A 20,206-nucleotide genomic window follows, 5' to 3' on the forward strand; every position below is an offset into this window, starting at 1 on the left:
CGCGCTTATGACAGCATAACCGCTACAAGGTGCGACGCCCACCCCTACGCAAACAGTTATCGTCTAGCTCATGGGAATGCTTGCGCTCTTGCGGCCATCAGGCGACCATGGTGCGATTACCGTTAGGATAATCAGGTTACGCTCATGAGCCAATATTGGAGCCCTGCCGTTAGGGAACTGACGCCTTACGTGCCGGGTGAACAGCCCCGCGAACGTGTCATCAAACTCAACACCAACGAAAACCCTTACCCGCCCGCTCCCGGGGTAAGTGATGCGCTGCGCCATTATGCCACCGATCATCTGCGCCTTTACCCTGATCCCACCTCGCTGGCGTTGCGAGAAACGTTGGCAGAGACGTATGGCGTCAGCGTAGCGGAAACCTTCGTCGGGAATGGCTCCGACGAGGTGTTGGCCTTCGCTTTTCAGGCTTTTTTCTGCCAAGGCGCTCCGTTGGATGTGCCGTCGATCACTTACAGCTTTTACCCGGTCTATGCCAATCTGTACGGCGTGGCGTTGCGTAAGCACGCCCTCAACGACCAGTGGGAAGTTGACTTAGAAGCCTTGGCAAGCGCCTCCGAGCGTGCCGGAGTGATTTTCGCTAACCCTAATGCACCGACCGGGCACGCCCACCCCCTCGCCAATATCGAAGTGCTGCTGAAACGCGTGACGGATCGCGTGGTGCTGGTCGACGAAGCTTACGTCGATTTTGGCGCAGAGAGCGCGGTGGCACTGGTCGAGCGTTATCCCAACCTGCTGGTCACCGGTACGTTTTCAAAGTCACGCAGCTTGGCCGGGCTTCGCCTGGGCTACGCAATTGGCTCGCCAGAGCTGATCGAGGGCTTACAGCGAGTGAAGGACTCGTTCAACTCCTACCCGGTCGACAGTCTGGCCAGCATCGTAGGTATCGAAGCACTAAAGGATACCCAACACTTCGACGCCTGCCGAAACAACGTAATCACCACCCGGGAGCGCACACGTCAGCGCTTGGAAGCCCTTGGGTTCGAAGTACTCCCCTCTAAGGCTAACTTCCTGCTGGCCCAACACCCCGATGTTGCCGGAGCGCAGCTGTTTGCAGGGCTTCGTGAGCGAGGTATTTTGGTACGCCACTTCAATACCGAGCTACTCAACAACTTCCTGCGCATCTCCATCGGCACCGATGACGAGATGGATAGCTTTATCGAAGCGCTTGAAGCTCTTTGCGGTTAATAGCTCACCATACTGCTGGTGCACTGAGTGCTTGAACGCAAAAACCCAGCCATGTGGCTGGGTTTTTATTGAGCGGTACACATTTTCTGTTTGACGCGGCATTCACACAACCCAAAAGCCCCGAGCACAGGATGCCCGGGGCTGGTCATGGCGCGCTTTCGAGCGCGCAACAAAAAACCCAGCCGTTTGGCTGGGTTCTTTGCGGTATAAGTGCCTGACGATGACCTACTCTCGCATGGGGAGACCCCACACTACCATCGGCGCTAAGCGGTTTCACTTCTGAGTTCGGCAAGGGATCAGGTGGTTCACGCGTGCTATGGTCGTCAGGCGTAACGGGTAATGCATATCATGCTGATGCGTTCGTGACGTGTTTTGTGATCGTCTCTTTCCGTCAGCGCCTTGGCTGGCGGATGCGTATCCGGTTCTCTGAGTGGCGATCCACTCGATCGTTATCATCGCGACCAGACCCCTTGGGTGTTATAGGGTCAAGCCTCACGGGCCATTAGTACACGTTAGCTCAACGCCTTGCAGCGCTTCCACACCGTGCCTATCAACCAGCTGGTCTCGCTGGGCCCTTTAGGAGGCTCTAGGCCTCAGGGATGTCTCATCTTGAAGGGGGCTTCCCGCTTAGATGCTTTCAGCGGTTATCCCGTCCGACCATAGCTACCCGGCAATGCCACTGGCGTGACAACCGGAACACCAGAGGGTCGTCCACTCCGGTCCTCTCGTACTAGGAGCAGCTCTTCTCAAACATCCAACGCCCACGGCAGATAGGGACCGAACTGTCTCACGACGTTCTAAACCCAGCTCGCGTACCACTTTAAATGGCGAACAGCCATACCCTTGGGACCGACTTCAGCCCCAGGATGTGATGAGCCGACATCGAGGTGCCAAACACCGCCGTCGATGTGAACTCTTGGGCGGTATCAGCCTGTTATCCCCGGAGTACCTTTTATCCGTTGAGCGATGGCCCTTCCATACAGAACCACCGGATCACTAGAACCTGCTTTCGCACCTGCTCGACGTGTCTGTCTCGCAGTCAAGCACCCTTATGCTCTTGCACTCATTGCACGATGTCCGACCGTGCTGAGGGTACCTTCGTGCTCCTCCGTTACGCTTTGGGAGGAGACCGCCCCAGTCAAACTACCCACCACACACTGTCCTCGATCCGGATAACGGACCTGAGTGAGAACGCCAATGATGCCAGGCTGGTATTTCAAGGTTGGCTCCACCCGAACTGGCGTCCGGGTTTCAAAGCCTCCCAGCTATCCTACACAGGCAACATCAGCGTCCAGTGTGAAGCTATAGTAAAGGTTCACGGGGTCTTTCCGTCTAGCCGCGGGTACACCGCATCTTCACGGCGATTTCAATTTCACTGAGTCTCGGGTGGAGACAGCGTGGCCATCATTACGCCATTCGTGCAGGTCGGAACTTACCCGACAAGGAATTTCGCTACCTTAGGACCGTTATAGTTACGGCCGCCGTTTACCGGGGCTTCGATCAAGAGCTTCGGCCGAGGCCTAACACCATCACTTAACCTTCCGGCACCGGGCAGGCGTCACACCCTATACGTCCGCTTGCGCGTTAGCAGAGTGCTGTGTTTTTACTAAACAGTTGCAGCCACCTGGTATCTTCGACCGGTTCGGGCTCGGGGAGCAAGTCCCATTACCCTACGCCGGCGTGCCTTCTCCCGAAGTTACGGCACCATTTTGCCTAGTTCCTTCACCCGAGTTCTCTCAAGCGCCTTGGGATTCTCACCCTGACCACCTGTGTCGGTTTGGGGTACGGTCGCACATGATCTGAAGCTTAGAGGCTTTTCCTGGAAGCGTGGCATCAATGACTTCCGGACCGTGGTCCGTTCGTTTCGTGTCTCGGCCTTAGCGTCCCGGATTTACCTAAGACACCAGCCTACTCACTTTCACCAGGACAACCAACGCCTGGCTCACCTAGCCTTCTCCGTCCCCCCATCGCAATCATGTCCGGTACGGGAATATTGACCCGTTTCCCATCGACTACGCCTTTCGGCCTCGCCTTAGGGGCCGACTCACTCTGCTCCGATTAGCGTCGAACAGAAACCCTTGGTCTTCCGGCGAGGGAGTTTTTCACTCCCTTTATCGTTACTCATGTCAGCATTCGCACTCGTGATACCTCCAGCATGCTTCTCAACACACCTTCATTGGCTTACACGACGCTCCTCTACCGCTCATCCAGAGGATGAACCCGTAGCTTCGGTACCTGGTTTAGCCCCGTTACATCTTCCGCGCAGGCCGACTCGACTAGTGAGCTATTACGCTTTCTTTAAAGGATGGCTGCTTCTAAGCCAACCTCCTAGCTGTCTGAGCCTTCCCACATCGTTTCCCACTTAACCAGGATTTGGGGACCTTAGCTGACGGTCTGGGTTGTTTCCCTTTTCACGACGGACGTTAGCACCCGCCGTGTGTCTCCCACGCTCGCACTCACCGGTATTCGGAGTTTGCCTCGGGTTGGTAAGTCGGGATGACCCCCTAGCCGAAACAGTGCTCTACCCCCGGCGGTGATACGTGAGGCGCTACCTAAATAGCTTTCGAGGAGAACCAGCTATCTCCGAGCTTGATTAGCCTTTCACTCCGATCCACAAGTCATCCAAATCTTTTTCAACAGATCCTGGTTCGGGCCTCCAATTGATGTTACTCAATCTTCACCCTGCTCATGGATAGATCGCTCGGTTTCGGGTCTATATCCAGCGACTGTGTCGCCCAGTTAAGACTCGGTTTCCCTACGGCTCCCCTATACGGTTAACCTCGCCACTGAATATAAGTCGCTGACCCATTATACAAAAGGTACGCAGTCACGGAACAAGTCCGCTCCTACTGCTTGTACGCACACGGTTTCAGGATCTATTTCACTCCCCTCTCCGGGGTTCTTTTCGCCTTTCCCTCACGGTACTGGTTCACTATCGGTCAGCCAGGAGTATTTAGCCTTGGAGGATGGTCCCCCCGTCTTCAGTCAAGGTTTCTCGTGCCCCGACCTACTCGATTTCACATGATCAGATTTTCGGCTACGGGGCTATCACCCACTATGGCCACGCTTCCCAGCGTATTCGCCTAATCAGTCACATGCTTAAGGGCTGGTCCCCGTTCGCTCGCCGCTACTAGGGGAATCTCGGTTGATTTCTTTTCCTCAGGGTACTTAGATGTTTCAGTTCCCCTGGTTCGCCTCCTACACCTATGTATTCAGCGTAGGATACTCAGCTTGTGCTGAGTGGGTTTCCCCATTCAGAGATGTCCGGGTCACAGGTCGTTTGCCACCTCACCGAACCTTATCGCAGGCTACCACGTCTTTCATCGCCTCTGGCTGCCTAGGCATCCACCGTGTGCGCTTCATTGCTTGACCCTATAACCCGAAGGGGTCTGGTATCTCGCAATGACAACGATTGCCGGATACGCTTGAGACGTATCACTTAACAATTACGTATGAACGTTTCAACAAACGTTCATGTCAGCATGATATACATTGTTAAAGAGCGACTGCTATGCGCAGTGATAAGCGGATGCTTTTTTCACTTTAAAAGGAAAAGAAAGACCTTTTCTTTTTTAACGTAAAAACAGCGCTTATCACTGCGTAACAACAGCATTCTGATCAGGTAATTCATTGTGAGCGCTTACCGCGAGGGGAAGACATCGTTTAAGGAGGTGATCCAGCCGCAGGTTCCCCTACGGCTACCTTGTTACGACTTCACCCCAGTCATGAACCACACCGTGGTGATCGCCCTCTTGCGTTAGGCTAACCACTTCTGGTGCAGTCCACTCCCATGGTGTGACGGGCGGTGTGTACAAGGCCCGGGAACGTATTCACCGTAGCATTCTGATCTACGATTACTAGCGATTCCGACTTCACGGAGTCGAGTTGCAGACTCCGATCCGGACTGAGATCGGCTTTTCGGGATTGGCTGACTCTCGCGAGCTCGCAACCCTTTGTACCGACCATTGTAGCACGTGTGTAGCCCTACTCGTAAGGGCCATGATGACTTGACGTCGTCCCCACCTTCCTCCGGTTTGTCACCGGCAGTCTCCTTAGAGTTCCCGCCATTACGCGCTGGCAAATAAGGACAAGGGTTGCGCTCGTTACGGGACTTAACCCAACATTTCACAACACGAGCTGACGACAGCCATGCAGCACCTGTCTCTGCGTTCCCGAAGGCACTAAGGTATCTCTACCGAATTCGCAGGATGTCAAGAGTAGGTAAGGTTCTTCGCGTTGCATCGAATTAAACCACATGCTCCACCGCTTGTGCGGGCCCCCGTCAATTCATTTGAGTTTTAACCTTGCGGCCGTACTCCCCAGGCGGTCGACTTATCGCGTTAACTTCGCCACAAAGTGCGCTAGGCACCCAACGGCTGGTCGACATCGTTTACGGCGTGGACTACCAGGGTATCTAATCCTGTTTGCTACCCACGCTTTCGCACCTCAGTGTCAGTGTCAGTCCAGAAGGCCGCCTTCGCCACTGGTATTCCTCCCGATCTCTACGCATTTCACCGCTACACCGGGAATTCTACCTTCCTCTCCTGCACTCTAGCTTGACAGTTCCGGATGCCGTTCCCAGGTTGAGCCCGGGGCTTTCACAACCGGCTTATCAAGCCACCTACGCGCGCTTTACGCCCAGTAATTCCGATTAACGCTTGCACCCTCCGTATTACCGCGGCTGCTGGCACGGAGTTAGCCGGTGCTTCTTCTGCGAGTGATGTCTTTCCTAGCGGGTATTAACCGCTAGGCGTTCTTCCTCGCTGAAAGTGCTTTACAACCCGAGGGCCTTCTTCACACACGCGGCATGGCTGGATCAGGGTTGCCCCCATTGTCCAATATTCCCCACTGCTGCCTCCCGTAGGAGTTCGGGCCGTGTCTCAGTCCCGATGTGGCTGATCATCCTCTCAGACCAGCTACGGATCGTTGCCTTGGTGAGCCGTTACCTCACCAACTAGCTAATCCGACATAGGCTCATCCGATAGCGGGAGCCGAAGCCCCCTTTCTCCCGTAGGACGTATGCGGTATTAGCCTGGGTTTCCCCAGGTTATCCCCCACTATCGGGCAGATTCCTATGCATTACTCACCCGTCCGCCGCTCGTCAGCATCCAGCAAGCTGGATCTGTTACCGCTCGACTTGCATGTGTTAGGCCTGCCGCCAGCGTTCAATCTGAGCCATGATCAAACTCTTCAGTTTAAGATCAATGCGGTTCTTGCCTGTGACCAAAGCCACAGAAGCGAACCAAACTTGGCTCAAGGGTCAAACGAATTCATTCATTAGGCCGAAGCCTGTTTGACGAGTCGCTTGCCTTGATAATAGGTGATGATTCACCCTCATCGGCAAGCGCCCACATGAATTACCTGATCAAATTGTTAAAGAGCTGTTTCGCTGTGCCGGCTCGATGACCTGAACCGTGTTGCCTTAGCGAGGAAGGCGTATTCTACGCATTCCGTGGTGTTTGTCAACCGCTGTTTTCAGCGAGTGAAGCGAGCGATCCAATCAATAACGAGATGGCGCTAACTTCCTGACAAACCAGAGGTTTTTAGCCTCATTCACCGCTGGTAACGCTTGGCGTCCCCGGCAGCGGATGCGTACTTTACGGATTCGAAGCCGGGTTGGCAAGAGCTAATGTGAAAAAGTTTTCAAGAAGTTTAGCGCTTGGGTTTGGCTTTGCGCATGACGGCCAAGATAGGGCCTGAACACACATAAGCTGCAAACAGCAGCAACAGCATGACCGACGGCTCGACGGAGATCATCACAAAGCCCAGCACGACGGCCAACAGCACTACGAAAGGTACCGGCTTTTTGAAATCAAGGTCCTTGAAGCTGTAGTAGCGGATGTTACTCACCATCAAAATACCGGCCGCACCGACGACGACGAGCATCAGCAGTTTGAAGCCAAACGCATCGGCATCGAAACTGTGAAACGTCCACACGCTGGCAGCTACCAGCGCCGCTGCAGAAGGGCTAGGCAAACCGATAAACCATTTTTTATCGACGCTACCAATTTGCACGTTGAAGCGTGCCAAGCGCAGCGCAGCACAGGCAACGTAAAGGAACGCCACCACCCAGCCTGTTTTGCCAATATCTTGGAGAATCCAGGTAAAGGCGACCAATGCCGGTGCCATCCCGAACGAGATCATATCGGCAAGACTGTCGTACTCAGCGCCGAACTCGCTTTGGGTGTTGGTCATGCGCGCCACACGGCCATCCAGCCCATCCAGCACCATAGCAATGAAAATGGCCACGGCCGCCGAGGTGAACTCACCGTTGATACCAGCGACGACGGCAAAAAAACCGGAGAAAAGCGCGGAGGTCGTGAACAGATTGGGCAGTAGATAGATCCCTTTACGGCGAATCTTCTTACCGTCTTCGACGGCCTCTTCCACGACCTCGGTTTCCCGCAGGAACGCCGCGGCGAGATCTTCATTACCGACGGTATCGTCCTTTGTCGTTGCGGGTTGTGGGGAGTCACCGCTGGCCGACGTCTCGGAAGGCTGCGTGTTGCCGTGCTCTTGATCGCGAGCATCCTGGGTCATAAGTGTCATCCATTTAAAGTGAAGTCACACGGAAAGTGATCTCTTTTCATTCTACACGGTGACGCCCAGGCGACCAGCCAATTGCCATAGACAACGAAAAACGCCCCGAAGCAGCGCGTCGGGGCGTGGGTAACTCGATGCGTCGATTAGTTTTTGGACTTGTCGACCAGCTGGTTGGCAGCAATCCACGGCATCATACCGCGCAGCTTGGCACCTACCTGCTCGATTTCGTGTTCCGCGTTCAGGCGACGGCGTGCCGTCATGGACGGGTAGTTGGTGTTACCTTCCTGAATGAACATCTTGGCGTATTCACCGGTCTGGATACGCTTCAGTGCGTTACGCATCGCCGCACGAGACTGGTCGTTGATCACTTCAGGCCCCGTTACGTACTCGCCATACTCTGCGTTGTTAGAGATGGAGTAGTTCATGTTGGCAATGCCGCCTTCGTACATCAGATCGACGATCAGTTTGAGCTCGTGCAGACACTCAAAGTAAGCCATTTCCGGGGCGTAACCGGCTTCCGTCAGCGTTTCGAAGCCCGCTTTTACCAGCTCGACGGCGCCGCCACACAGGACCGCTTGCTCGCCGAACAGATCGGTTTCGGTTTCGTCTTTGAAGGTGGTTTCGATAATACCGCTGCGGCCACCGCCAACACCGGCTGCGTAGGAGAGCGCCAGCTCTTTCGCACTGCCAGACGCATCTTGGTGAATCGCGATCAGGTCCGGAATACCGCCGCCTTTGACGAATTCGGAACGAACGGTGTGGCCCGGCGCTTTCGGCGCGATCATGATCACGTCGAGATCTTTACGCGGCTCGATCTGGTTGTAGTGAATGTTGAAGCCGTGGGCGAACGCCAGCGTCGCGCCCTCTTTCAGGTTCGGCTCGACTTCCTGCTCGTAGATGGCTTTTTGGTTTTCGTCCGGCGCCAGGATCATGACCACGTCAGCGGTCTTGCACGCTTCCGGCACGCTCGCCACTTTCAAGCCAGCCGCTTCTGCTTTCGCTGCAGAAGAGGAGCCTTTGCGCAGGGCAACGGTCACGTCGACGCCCGACTCTTTCAGGTTGTTAGCGTGTGCATGGCCCTGCGAGCCGTAACCAACGATGGTGACTTTCTTAGCCTGAATAAGGGACAGGTCGCAATCTTTATCGTAATAAACGTGCATGGCGAAACTCCAGAAGTCGATGAAACCAAAACTTTTTTGCGTATAGGTCAGCGTTGATGGCCACCCGTGCCGTCTTTTGCAGCACTAGGATTCGGCGTTGGGGTCACTCTACGGCAGCGCACCCATTGCGTAAAACGCTATGTTTGCAACATACTATTTCATATTATGAAATCACGATTAGGATGTCGGCCTTTATGGATTTTCGTCTACTCAAACACGTCGTCACCCTGGCCGATACGCTGCACTTTGGCCGCGCCAGCGAGCTTAGTCATATCAGCCCATCGACGCTGAGCCGCTCTATTCAACAGGTAGAGAGCGAGCTAGGCACGCGCCTGTTTGAACGGGACAACCGCCACGTGACGCTCACCCCTCAAGGCATCACGTTCCAACGCTATGCCAAAGAGACCTTAGAGCAGTGGGAAACTCAAAAACGCACCTTGGCCGCCACCACAGCGCAGCTCAGCGGCGAAATCAGCATTTACTGCTCCGTCACGGCGAGCTACAGCTTTCTGTATGAATTGCTCAGCGATGTACGTACCCGTCACCCTGGCATCGAACTCAAGCTGCATACTGGCGACCCTGCCGATGCGATGTCGCGGGTACTGGAAGGTGCTGATGACATGGCCATCACGCCGCGGCCGCGTATCCCACCTAGCGCGCTGGCCTTCAAGTCGCTAACCCGCTCGCCACTGCTGTTCATTGCACCGACCGAACCGCATGCGTGGCTACCGCAGCAGCCGGAAAGCTCCACCGCCGAGCAGTGGCAGCACGTGCCGATGATTTTGTCGGAAGCGGGTCTTTCCAGGGAGTATGCCAATACGTGGTTTAAAGCCATGGGCATTGCACCGCGTATTTATGCCCAGGTTGCTGGGCATGAAGCCATTGTGAGCATGGTGGGGCTTGGGTTTGGCGTGGGCGTGGTTCCCAAGATCGTGCTGGACAATAGCCCGCTGGCAGAGCGCGTGCAGATACTCAACGTCAAGCCTGAGCTACCCCACTACGACGTTGGCCTCTGCGTGCTGAACCGACGGCTCAAAAACCCGATGATCGACGCGTTTTGGGCGGCAGTGACTCCGCGTTGATGTGCTGACCATCCATGACGAGGCACGCACAAAAAAACCGCCCAGCAAGGGGCGGTTTTTCGTCGATACCTTCCAGCGACTCGGCGCAGGCTACAGCGACAGCACCTTATCACCACGGGCAATACCGGATACCCCGGTACGCGCCACTTCGAGAATGCCCACCGGGGCCATGGCCTGTAAGAAGGCATCTAGTTTTGAAGCGTCACCGGTAATCTGCACCGTGTAGAGGCTGGGTGTCACGTCGACGATCTGGGCACGGAAGATATCCACCGTACGCTTCACCTCATCGCGAGCAGCGCCAAGCGCTTTCACCTTCACCAGCATCAATTCACGCTCGATGTGGTTACCTTCAGTGAGATCCACCAGCTTGACCACATCGATCAGCTTGTTGAGGTGCTTGGTAATCTGTTCAATCACCCGGTCGTCGCCAACAGTAGTGACCGTTAAGCGGGACAGCGACGGGTCTTCCGTCGGTGCCACGTTCAGCGTTTCGATGTTGAAGTTACGCTGGGAGAAGAGCCCGACCACACGTGACAGCGCACCCGGTTCGTTTTCCATCAGAATCGAGATGATATGACGCATCAGGTACGCTCCGTTTTAGACAGCAGCATGTCACGCATAGCACCCAGCGGTACCTGCATCGGATAGACGTGTTCATGGGGGTCGACCTTCACGTCCAGGAAGACCAACTCATGCTTGTTGGCAAACGCACGCTCCAGCGCCGGTTCCAACTCGTCTAGCGTCGTCACGGTGATCGCGGTGAACCCGTACGCTTCGATCAGCATATGGAAGTCGGGCAGCGACTCCATATAGGAGTGCGCATGGCGAGATTTGTAGTTCAAATCCTGCCACTGGCGCACCATGCCGAGCGATGCGTTGTTCAGGTTGACGATCTTGACGCCCACGCCGTACTGCTTACAGGTGGAGAGTTCTTGCATCATCATCTGAAAGCTGCCTTCACCGGTGACGCAGACCACATCGTCGTCCGGGAAGTTTTGCTTGATGCCCATGGCAGCAGGGAAGCCAAAGCCCATGGTGCCTAGCCCGCCTGACGTGATCAGACGATTCGGCTTGTCGAACTTGTAGTACTGCGCCGCAAACATCTGGTGCTGCCCCACGTCCGTGGTGACGTACGCTTCGCCACGGGTCACTCGGCACAGCGCTTCGATGACTTCTTGCGGTTTCAGCACTTCGCCGGGCTTGGAAGGCTCGTAGAGCTTTCCTTCACGCTCGGCGCGCCAGCCGTCGATCTTCTGCCACCACTCGGTCAGCGCGTCGGGGTGCGCGATGGCGTTCCCCTGCACCAGGCTAATCATCTCGTTGATGACGCTGGCGGCTGGCCCTACGATCGGCACATCAGCACGTACGGTCTTGGATACCGAGCTTGGGTCGACATCGACATGAATGATTTTCGCTGTTGGGCAGAACTTCGACGTGTTATTGGTCACTCGGTCGTCGAAGCGCGCGCCAATGGCAATGATCAAGTCAGCATGGTGCATGGCCATGTTGGATTCATACGAGCCGTGCATGCCCAGCCACCCCAGACACTGGCGGTCGCTTTGTGGGTACGCACCAATGCCCATCAGCGTAGTGGTAATCGGGAAACCAAGCTGCTTCACCAAATCGGTCAAGCCTTCGCTTGCTTTGCCGGTCACCACGCCACCGCCGGTATAGAACACTGGGCGCTTGGCCTTCAGCATCATTTCGACGGCTTTTTTGATCTGCCCGGTATGGCCACGGGTTACCGGATTGTACGAGCGCAGTTTGACCTTTTTCGGGTACACGTACTCATAGCGCTCGGTGGGGGCCGTCATGTCCTTAGGAATATCCACCACCACCGGGCCAGGACGACCGGTCGATGCCAGATAGAAGGCTTTTTTCAATACTTCAGGAATCTCGGACGGGTGACGAATCGAGAAGCTGTGCTTCACGATAGGACGCGTCACGCCGACGATATCGGTTTCCTGGAAGGCGTCGTCACCAATCAAGTGGCTCATGACCTGGCCGCATAGCACGACCATAGGAATGGAGTCCATGTAGGCGGTCGCAATGCCAGTCACCGCGTTGGTAGCGCCGGGACCAGAGGTCACCAGCACCACGCCGGGCTTGCCGGAAGCACGGGCATAGCCGTCGGCAGCGTGGGTGGCTGCCTGTTCGTGCCGCACGAGGATGTGCTTCACTTTGTCTTGGCGGAACAGCGCGTCGTAAATATGCAGCGCCGCACCACCGGGATAACCATAAATGTATTCGACGCCCTCATCTTGCAAGAAGCGGGCGATCATGTCTGCGCCGGAAAGCAGTTCCACTGTGTTTCTCCCCTGGAGGTCTCGAGTGCGATCCGCAGGACATCCTGCGGGGTCGAGTGCGGCGGTATGCCGCTGCCGGCCCATGCCGGCACCTGATGCCAAACCCTGGCAATATGGCCCGGTTAGGGCCTGCACTCTCATCGGGAACGCTCATCTATGTCGACCATAAAGAGCGTCTCCCTTACACGGCGGTTTACCGTGTCGGGGCGTTGGCCAGGTCAGGCGGTTAGCCCAAGCCCGGAAGTCCTTCGGCGGGTAGAGGCGTGAGCCTACCCTTCGCGCGGGGATGAGGGGTTGCCCGTTGGTTCCGCGCCCGCAAATCAGGAACCCACAAGATTCCATTAGCACCCTTAGCCTGTCAACCTCCGATCCAGCCAAACGCAACAAAGGTCGCAGTCAGCGCAAAAAAATGCCCCGACAGCGGCGCTGACGGGGCATTTGCCCTATATCATTGCGCAATCCCCGCACGGAATTGCGCCAAGTCCGGCTCTACGAGACGGCATGATTAGTGAAACACCAGCTTACCCTCTTCCGCGCTGATGTGAATGGTCGTACCGGGAAGGTACTTACCTGCCAGCAGATTCTGCGCCAGCGGGTTTTCGACGCGGCTTTGGATAGCGCGCTTGAGCGGCCGTGCCCCAAAGACAGGATCGAAGCCCACCACCGCGAGCTGCGCCATGGCATCGTCGCTCAACTCCAGGCGCAGATCGTGTTCCGCAAGCCGTGCCTTCAAGCGCTCCAACTGAATGCCAGCAATGGCCTGAATCTGCTCTTGGCCGAGGGCGTGGAACACGACCACTTCATCGATCCGGTTGATCAACTCAGGGCGGAAGTGGTTACCCACAACCTCCATCACCGCGTTTTTCATCAGCTCGTAGTCGTTATCATCCCCGCCCATGCGTTGAATGATGTCTGAGCCCATGTTGGAGGTCATCACAATCACGGTGTTACGGAAGTCGACGGTACGACCCTGACCATCGGTTAAGCGGCCATCTTCCAGCACTTGCAGCAGAATGTTGAACACATCCGGGTGCGCTTTTTCCACCTCATCCAGCAGCAGCACCGAGTAGGGCTTGCGGCGCACGGCTTCGGTCAAGTAGCCACCTTCTTCGTAACCGACATAGCCGGGAGGTGCGCCAATCAAGCGGGCCACGGAGTGCTTCTCCATAAACTCCGACATATCAATGCGTACCATGGCCTCTTCCGTATCGAACAGGAAATTGGCCAGCGACTTACACAGCTCGGTTTTCCCCACCCCGGTCGGGCCGAGGAATAGGAACGAACCGTTGGGACGGTTGGGGTCGGCAAGGCCCGCCCGAGAGCGGCGCACCGCGTTGGCGACGGCCTCGACCGCCTCGTTTTGACCAATGACGCGCTCGTGCAGGGCGTCTTCCATGCGCAGCAGCTTGTCCCGCTCGCCTTCCAGCATTTTAGAGACAGGAATGCCTGTCCAGCGAGAAACCACTTCCGCGATCTCTTCTTCCGTGACGTTGGAGCGCAGCAGCTGATGGCTGGCGGTGTCTGCTTCACCTTCGCCCGCTTCGCTGATCTTCTTCTCCAGCGCGGGAATTTTGCCGTACTGGATTTCCGACATACGACCTAAATCGCCCTGGCGGCGCGCTTGCTCAAGGTCGATACGCGCTTGCTCAAGCTCCGCCTTAAACTGAGCCGCACCTTGGATACTGGCCTTTTCCGCCTTCCAAATCTCATCCAAGTCCGCGTATTCACGCTCCAGCTCATGAATCTGCTGATTGAGTGCTTCTAAGCGTTTCTTGGTGGCTTCGTCGGTCTCTTTCTTAAGCGCTTCACGCTCCATTTTGAGCTGAATGAGGCGACGGTCGAGACGATCCATCTCTTCAGGCTTGGAGTCCAGCTCCATGCGAATCCGCGACGCCGCCTCATCGATCAAGTCGATAGCTTTATCTGGCAACTGGCGGTCGGTGATGTAACGTGTCGAGAGCTTGGCAGCGGCAATAATCGCCGAGTCGGTAATATCGACGCCGTGGTGGACCTCATAGCGCTCTTTCAGGCCGCGCAGAATGGCGATGGTATCGGCCTCGGTAGGCTCGTCCACCAGCACTTTCTGGAAACGGCGCTCTAACGCGGCGTCTTTTTCGATGTACTTGCGGTACTCATCCAGCGTGGTGGCACCTACGCAGTGCAGCTCGCCTCGCGCCAGCGCCGGTTTGAGCATATTGCCCGCATCCATCGCGCCTTCGGCTTTCCCAGCCCCCACCATGGTATGTAGCTCGTCAATGAACAGAATCACTCGCCCCTCTTCTTGAGAGAGCTCTTTCAGTACCGCTTTCAGGCGCTCCTCAAACTCACCGCGAAACTTAGCCCCGGCTAGAAGCGCGCCCATATCCAATGAGAGCACACGCTTCTCTTTCAGACCTTCGGGCACCTCGCCATTGACGATACGCTGAGCCAAGCCTTCGACAATGGCGGTCTTACCCACGCCGGGCTCGCCAATCAGTACCGGGTTATTTTTGGTGCGACGCTGTAGCACTTGGATCGTGCGGCGAATTTCGTCGTCACGGCCAATCACTGGGTCGAGCTTGCCGTCCAGCGCGCGCTGGGTCAGGTCCAGCGTGTACTTATTGAGCGCTTCACGCTGCTCTTCCGCATTGGGGTCGTCGACCTTGGCACCGCCGCGCAGGCTGTCAATGGACGCCTCTAGGCCTTTACGGCTTAATCCCGCCTCTTTCATCAGTTTGGTGATGGCGCTGTTCATTTCCAATGCGGCCAGCAGCACGAGTTCTGAAGCGATGAATTGATCGCCGCGCTTCTGGGCTTCACGGTCGGTAAGATTGATCAGCTTGACGAAATCACGAGAGGGCTGAACGTCGCCATCGAACTGGCCGACTTTGGGCAAATCGTCCATTTGACGCTGCAAACCGTCGCGCAGGCGTGAACTGCTGCCGTCGGCTTTCTCGATCAGCGCTTTGATGCCGGTTTCTTTGGTATCGATCAGTGCCAGCAGCAGGTGCGCGGGATCGAGCTGGTTATGGCCTTGGCCCACGGCGAGAGACTGCGCCTCGGCAATGGCGGCCTGTAATTTGGCAGTGAATTTATCGAATCGCATGACGTGCCTCCTGGGGAGTGCCGTGCGTTTGGACCCACGGCGTTTCCCAATAACCTGTCGTTGAACGTGCTAAAGACGATTAGCTTGACAAGTTAAATGGCGTCATATCCACGCATTTCAAGTGGCGATTAGTTGATCCAGATCACGCTTGCCATGCGGCCGGTATTGCCGTTATCACGGCGATAGGAGTAGAAGCGCGACTCGCAGGCGGTGCAGAAGTGCCCGCCGCTAATATGATGAATGCCCAAAGCTTCCAGGCGAAAGCGGGCGAGCCGATACAAATCGGCCATATAGTGCCCAAGCCGGTACGGGCTGTGGTCGAACGCGTCGGCCGTATCTGGGTGTATTGCGACGAAAGCGCCGTACACTTCTGGCCCTACCTCGAACTGGGCATTGGAGATCGCAGGGCCTAACCACACCAGAACATCGTCGGGGTCGCAGTTCATGGCAGCTACCGTGGCTTCCAGCACGCCGCCTGCCAGTCCGCGCCAGCCCGCGTGGGCCACCGCTACCTGCGTTCCTTGGCGATTACAAAACAGCACTGGCAAACAGTCGGCGGTGAGCACGGCACAAGCGTACTCGCGGCTGTTGGCAAGCGCAGCATCGGCATCGGGTGCATCGCTTTGGTACTCCTGCTGCACCCGCGCGCCGTGGGTTTGGTTAAGCCACAGCAGCGGGCGGTCATCGCCAATCTCTTTTTGAAGCAATCGTCGACACAGCGCCACATGGTCGGCGTTATCGCCCACGTGAGCGGCCGGATTGAAGGCCGCGAAATCGTTCTGGCTCGGCCCCGTTTCACGCGTGGTCACAAAGGCCCGCACGTTGGCGGGCGCGGGCCAGTCCGGTAGCAGTAGCGTCGGGCGCAGGTCTATGGCATCGCTCATCGCATGGTCTCGCTATCTTCGCGCAGGTAGTCCAACAACATTAGTAGATCATCGGGCAGGTCGGCTTGAAAAGTGAGGGTTTCGCCACTGACGGGGTGTACGAAGCTCAACTTGCGAGCATGCAGCGCTTGGCGAGGAAACTCGCGCAAAATCTCTTTCAACGGCCCGGCTGCCCCCGGCGGAAGCTTGGCACGGCCACTGTAGAGCGGGTCGCCAATCAGCGGATAGCGGGCATGGGCCATGTGCACACGGATTTGGTGGGTACGGCCGGTTTCTAGCTGGCAGCGCACGTGGGTGTGGGCACGAAAGCGCTCGACCACGCGATAATGCGTCACGGCTGGCTTGCCGGAAGCCGTCACTGCCTGACGCTTACGGTCTTTCGGGTGCCTGCCAATCGGCGCATCGATGGTGCTCCCCGCCACGGGCTTACCGATTACGATGGCGTCGTACTGACGCGACACGGTGCGCGCCTGAAGCTGCTCCACCAGCACGGTTTGGGCGGGCAAGGTTTTGGCGACCATCATCAGGCCAGTGGTGTCTTTATCCAGGCGGTGGACGATGCCCGCCCGGGGCACTTCCGCCAGTGTGGGGTGATGATGCAGTAGCGCATTGAGCAAAGTGCCATCCGGGTTGCCCGCCGCCGGATGCACGACCATGCCCGCTGCCTTGTTGATGACGATGACGTCATCGTCTTCGTAGACGATGTCCAGCGCAATGTCCTGGGGCTCGAAACGCGTGTCCTCTTCGATGGTCGCGTTGAGCGTCAGCACTTCATGGCCGTGCAGTTTGGCTTTCGGCTTGACCTTGGCACCATCGACGGTGAGCTCACCGGCGTTGATCCACGCTTTCAAACGCTCGCGAGAGTAATCACTGAACAACTCCGCTGCCGCTTGGTCCAAACGTGCGCCAGCTAACGTGGCGGGCACCCGCTGCGTGGCTTCAACAATACGAGACATGAATAACCTCTCTAAGACGCTAACCGCCCAAACAAACCACCCAAGATGTACAACTTGCCGTTGCGACGTGTCGCTAAGCCTGCGTTTTGCGTCTAGGTGTTTTATAGTGGGCTCACTGCGACCTATTCTACCATTTCTACTTATGGCCATCGTCGCTTTTCGGTGATTGAGGCTTGTTTGCAACGAGGATGATGATGCGCGTTTTTTCCGCTGCCCACCGCTTTGGCGCCCTAGCCTTGAGCCTTGCCCTTCTCGCAGGCTGCGCCAGCAACGACACGACCCCGGAAGAGGAAGACGAGTTTGCGGGTGTCCAGGAGCGCGAGCTGTACGAGCTGGCACGCACCGCGCTCGATAGCAACCGTTTTCCGATTGCTATCGAGCGCCTTGAAGCGCTGGATACCCGCTACCCGTTCGGTCCTCACGCCGAGCAGGCCCAGCTCGAACTGATTTATGCCTATTACGAAAACAGCAACTGGGAAGAGGCGCGCGCTGCCGCTAGCCGCTTCATCCGCTTACATCCGGATCATCCCCAGGTGGATTACGCTTATTACCTGCGCGGACTTTCTGCCTGGCAGGCGGGACGTTTCAGCCTCGAGCGCCTGCGCCTGATCGACATCTCCAAGCGTGATCTAGGGGCATCGCGCGATGCTTACAACGACTTCCGCGAACTGATTCAGCGCTTCCCGCAGAGCCAGTACGCCCCGGATGCCCAGCAGCGCATCGTCTACCTGCGCGAGCTCTTGGCGCGCCATGAGTTGCACGTAGCCGATTACTACCTGCGTCGCGGCGCCTTCCTGGCCGCCGTCGAGCGGGGTCGCTGGGTGATCGAGAACTATCCGGAATCCAACGCGACTCGCGATGCGCTGGCGACGATGGTCGAAGGCTACCAGGGGCTGGGCATGGATGACCGTGCCAGTGAAGTCCTCGCTGTGCTGCGGGAAAACGCACCGGATCACGAGCAGTTACAAGGTGGTCGCTTCACACCAAAGCATGGCAACAGCGATTGAGCGTTGAATCAGGCCGCTGGTGGCTATAACGTTTAAGCTGTACAGTAAATTCATTCTATAAACCACGCTACGGCGTGGTTTTTTTGTTTATGCCCAATAAAAACTTATTTAACAAAAACTTAACAAAGCTCAAAAACAAAAATAATCATACATATATTGTACAAAATTTTTGCCGAACGCTATTATCCTTCTGCCGAACATAATAAAGCGCCTGCACGGCGCCTAAGGAGCTTCACTGAATGACCTCCCTGATGAAACGACTCTCTGGAACGAAAATAAGTACCCGCCTTACGGTTGGCTTCTCTATCTTGCTGGCACTGCTGGTGCTGCTTACCGTTGCGGGGGTGTTACAGGTCAATCAAATTGACCGTGGCCTACGTGAAATTAACGATGTTAACGGTGCCAAACAGCGTTTGGCCGTCAGCATGCGTGGTAGCGTTCACGACCGCGCTATTGTATTACGCGATATTGTCATTACCTCAGGCGACGGCAATTTAGAGCCTTTGAGCCGTGAAATGACTCGCTTGCTTGAGACCTATGAAACTGCGCGCCGTGAGATGCAAACGCTCGGCCAGCAGACATCCTCTTCTGAGCAGGAGCGCGAGATTTTAGGCCGTATTGACGAGCAGTTTGCGACCGCAGTGAACCTCTCCCAACAAGTCATTGCCGCTCGTGATATCGACGAATACACGCGCGCTCAAACGATCATGCTAGAACAGGCTGGCCCGGCTTACAGCGAGTGGTTGAGCCGCATCAATCAGTTCATCGACCTCCAAGAACAGATTAACAACGCCACCACTGCTGATGCCCGAGCGACCGCTTCTGGCTTTCAGATGCAAATGCTTGGTTTAACGCTATTTGCTCTACTGATCGGTGGCCTGATTGCCGTCTTCCTGTCGCGTCAGCTATTGCGGGAACTGGGTGCCGAACCCTTTGAGGTGAAAGCCTTTGCTCAAGCCATCGGTCGTGGCGAACTCGCCACCAAAGGACGGCTTAAGAAAGGCGATACCCGCAGCATCATGGCGTCGCAGGTCGAGATGGCGAAGCACCTCCAAGACATCGTGGCGCAAGTGCGCGCCTCGGCGGAGGCCGTCGCCTCCAACAGCGAGCAGATTGCGGAAGGCAACAACGATCTTGCCTCTCGCACTGAGGAGCAGGCCAGCGCCCTGGCCGAAACGGCCTCCGCCATGGAGGAGCTCAACAGCACGGTGAAGCAGAACGCCGATAACTCCGAACAGGCCAGCCAAGAAGCCGCCAGCGCTTCGACAACGGCCACCCGGGGCGGTGAAGCGGTGCATCAGGTCGTCGCCACCATGAATGATCTCAATAAAAGCTCTCAAGAGATCGCTGGCATCATTTCGACCATTGATTCAATCGCCTTCCAAACCAACATCTTGGCCTTGAACGCCTCGGTCGAGGCAGCCCGAGCAGGCGAGCATGGCCGCGGGTTTGCCGTCGTTGCCGAAGAGGTGCGTAAGCTGGCCCAGCGCAGTGCCGATGCTGCACGGGAAATCAACAACCTCATCAGCAGCAATCTCGAGCGCGTCAACCATGGTAACGAGCGGGCGGAAGAAGCCAGCAAATCCACCGAAGAGATCGTCGAAGCCATCCAGCGTGTGACCACCATCATGCAAGAGATCAGCAATGCCAGCGCCGAACAGAGCGCTGGCGTTCAGGAAGTGGGCCAAGCGGTCACCGAAATGGATCAGGTCACGCAACAAAACGCATCGTTGGTACACGAAAGTGCGACTGCCGCCAACAACTTGCGTCAAAATGCCCACCAGCTGCTGCATGCCATGGGCGCATTCAAACTGCCGTCGACGGCGTCGAGCACGCCACGTCGCGTGAGCCAAACCACCCCACCGTCCTCCTCCGCGCCCCAGAAAGCGCCGGCGCTGCCTGCAGCCAACTCCAGCGCTTCTGCGGAACCTGAGTGGGAAAGCTTCTAAATAAAACGCCTGACCTGCCGTTAATTAT

11 protein-coding genes and 3 rRNA genes are annotated in these 20,206 nt (G+C 56.6%); 4 read left to right on the forward strand and 10 right to left on the reverse strand.

The genetic code is table 11. From position 1 onward, the window contains the following. Positions 1-144: 144 nt before the first annotated feature. Positions 145-1,206, forward strand: a complete 1,062-nt coding sequence (gene hisC / locus CTT34_RS15520) for a histidinol-phosphate transaminase (RefSeq protein WP_159343232.1) — start codon at positions 145-147, stop codon at positions 1,204-1,206. A 212-nt stretch (positions 1,207-1,418) separates the two neighbouring features. Here hisC and rrf read toward each other — a convergent pair. The 5 genes from rrf to ilvC all read right to left on the reverse strand — a co-directional run bounded on the left by rrf (position 1,419) and on the right by ilvC (position 8,909). Further along, positions 1,419-1,534, reverse strand: a 5S ribosomal RNA gene (rrf, locus tag CTT34_RS15525). A 153-nt stretch (positions 1,535-1,687) separates the two neighbouring features. After that, positions 1,688-4,578 (reverse strand): 23S ribosomal RNA (locus tag CTT34_RS15530). 292 nt (positions 4,579-4,870) lie between these two features. Continuing rightward, a 16S ribosomal RNA gene (locus CTT34_RS15535) occupies positions 4,871-6,403 on the reverse strand. Together the 16S, 23S and 5S rRNA genes form the textbook arrangement of a ribosomal RNA operon. A 455-nt stretch (positions 6,404-6,858) precedes the next feature. Beyond that, positions 6,859-7,746 carry a CDP-diacylglycerol--serine O-phosphatidyltransferase gene (gene pssA, locus CTT34_RS15540; protein ID WP_159343233.1) on the reverse strand — a complete coding sequence of 296 codons (888 nt, stop codon included), beginning with the start codon at positions 7,744-7,746 and terminating at the stop codon, positions 6,859-6,861. A gap of 146 nt (positions 7,747-7,892) precedes the next feature. Then, the gene (gene ilvC, locus CTT34_RS15545; RefSeq protein ID WP_044630358.1) at positions 7,893-8,909 is read right to left on the reverse strand and encodes a ketol-acid reductoisomerase; all 1,017 of its coding nucleotides are present in this window, start codon (positions 8,907-8,909) and stop codon (positions 7,893-7,895) included. A gap of 194 nt (positions 8,910-9,103) precedes the next feature. Between ilvC and ilvY the strand changes: the two genes are divergently transcribed. After that, positions 9,104-9,991, forward strand: coding sequence for an HTH-type transcriptional activator IlvY (gene ilvY / locus CTT34_RS15550; RefSeq protein ID WP_159343234.1), 888 nt, complete (start codon positions 9,104-9,106; stop codon positions 9,989-9,991). A gap of 90 nt (positions 9,992-10,081) precedes the next feature. Here the strand turns inward: ilvY and ilvN are convergent, their stop codons facing one another. From ilvN to rluD, 5 genes are all read right to left on the reverse strand, one after another. Further along, a complete protein-coding gene (gene ilvN / locus CTT34_RS15555) occupies positions 10,082-10,573 on the reverse strand; it encodes an acetolactate synthase small subunit (RefSeq protein WP_030074339.1) in 492 nt (163 codons plus the stop codon). Continuing rightward, positions 10,573-12,297, reverse strand: a complete 1,725-nt coding sequence (locus CTT34_RS15560; protein ID WP_159343235.1) for an acetolactate synthase 3 large subunit — start codon at positions 12,295-12,297, stop codon at positions 10,573-10,575. Before CTT34_RS15560 ends, ilvN begins: the two co-directional genes overlap by 1 nt. Positions 12,298-12,802: 505 nt before the next feature. After that, complete coding sequence (clpB, locus tag CTT34_RS15565; RefSeq protein WP_159343236.1) at positions 12,803-15,382, reverse strand: ATP-dependent chaperone ClpB; 2,580 nt, start codon at positions 15,380-15,382, stop codon at positions 12,803-12,805. A 128-nt stretch (positions 15,383-15,510) separates the two neighbouring features. Next, the gene (gene pgeF / locus CTT34_RS15570; RefSeq protein ID WP_159343237.1) at positions 15,511-16,266 is read right to left on the reverse strand and encodes a peptidoglycan editing factor PgeF; all 756 of its coding nucleotides are present in this window, start codon (positions 16,264-16,266) and stop codon (positions 15,511-15,513) included. Next, positions 16,263-17,222: a 23S rRNA pseudouridine(1911/1915/1917) synthase RluD gene (gene rluD, locus CTT34_RS15575; RefSeq protein WP_159343238.1), complete on the reverse strand. Its 960-nt coding sequence runs from the start codon at positions 17,220-17,222 to the stop codon at positions 16,263-16,265. Before rluD ends, pgeF begins: the two co-directional genes overlap by 4 nt. A 194-nt stretch (positions 17,223-17,416) precedes the next feature. On the opposite strand from rluD, the gene CTT34_RS15580 reads away from it, so the two are divergent. Then, entirely contained in the window at positions 17,417-18,229 is an 813-nt protein-coding gene (locus CTT34_RS15580) for an outer membrane protein assembly factor BamD (protein ID WP_159343239.1), read from the forward strand. Positions 18,230-18,468: 239 nt separating this feature from the next. Beyond that, a complete protein-coding gene (locus CTT34_RS15585) occupies positions 18,469-20,178 on the forward strand; it encodes a methyl-accepting chemotaxis protein (protein WP_159343240.1) in 1,710 nt (569 codons plus the stop codon). Positions 20,179-20,206 lie beyond the last annotated feature (28 nt).

The organism is Halomonas meridiana, from assembly GCF_009846525.1.
Taxonomy (GTDB): domain Bacteria; phylum Pseudomonadota; class Gammaproteobacteria; order Pseudomonadales; family Halomonadaceae; genus Vreelandella.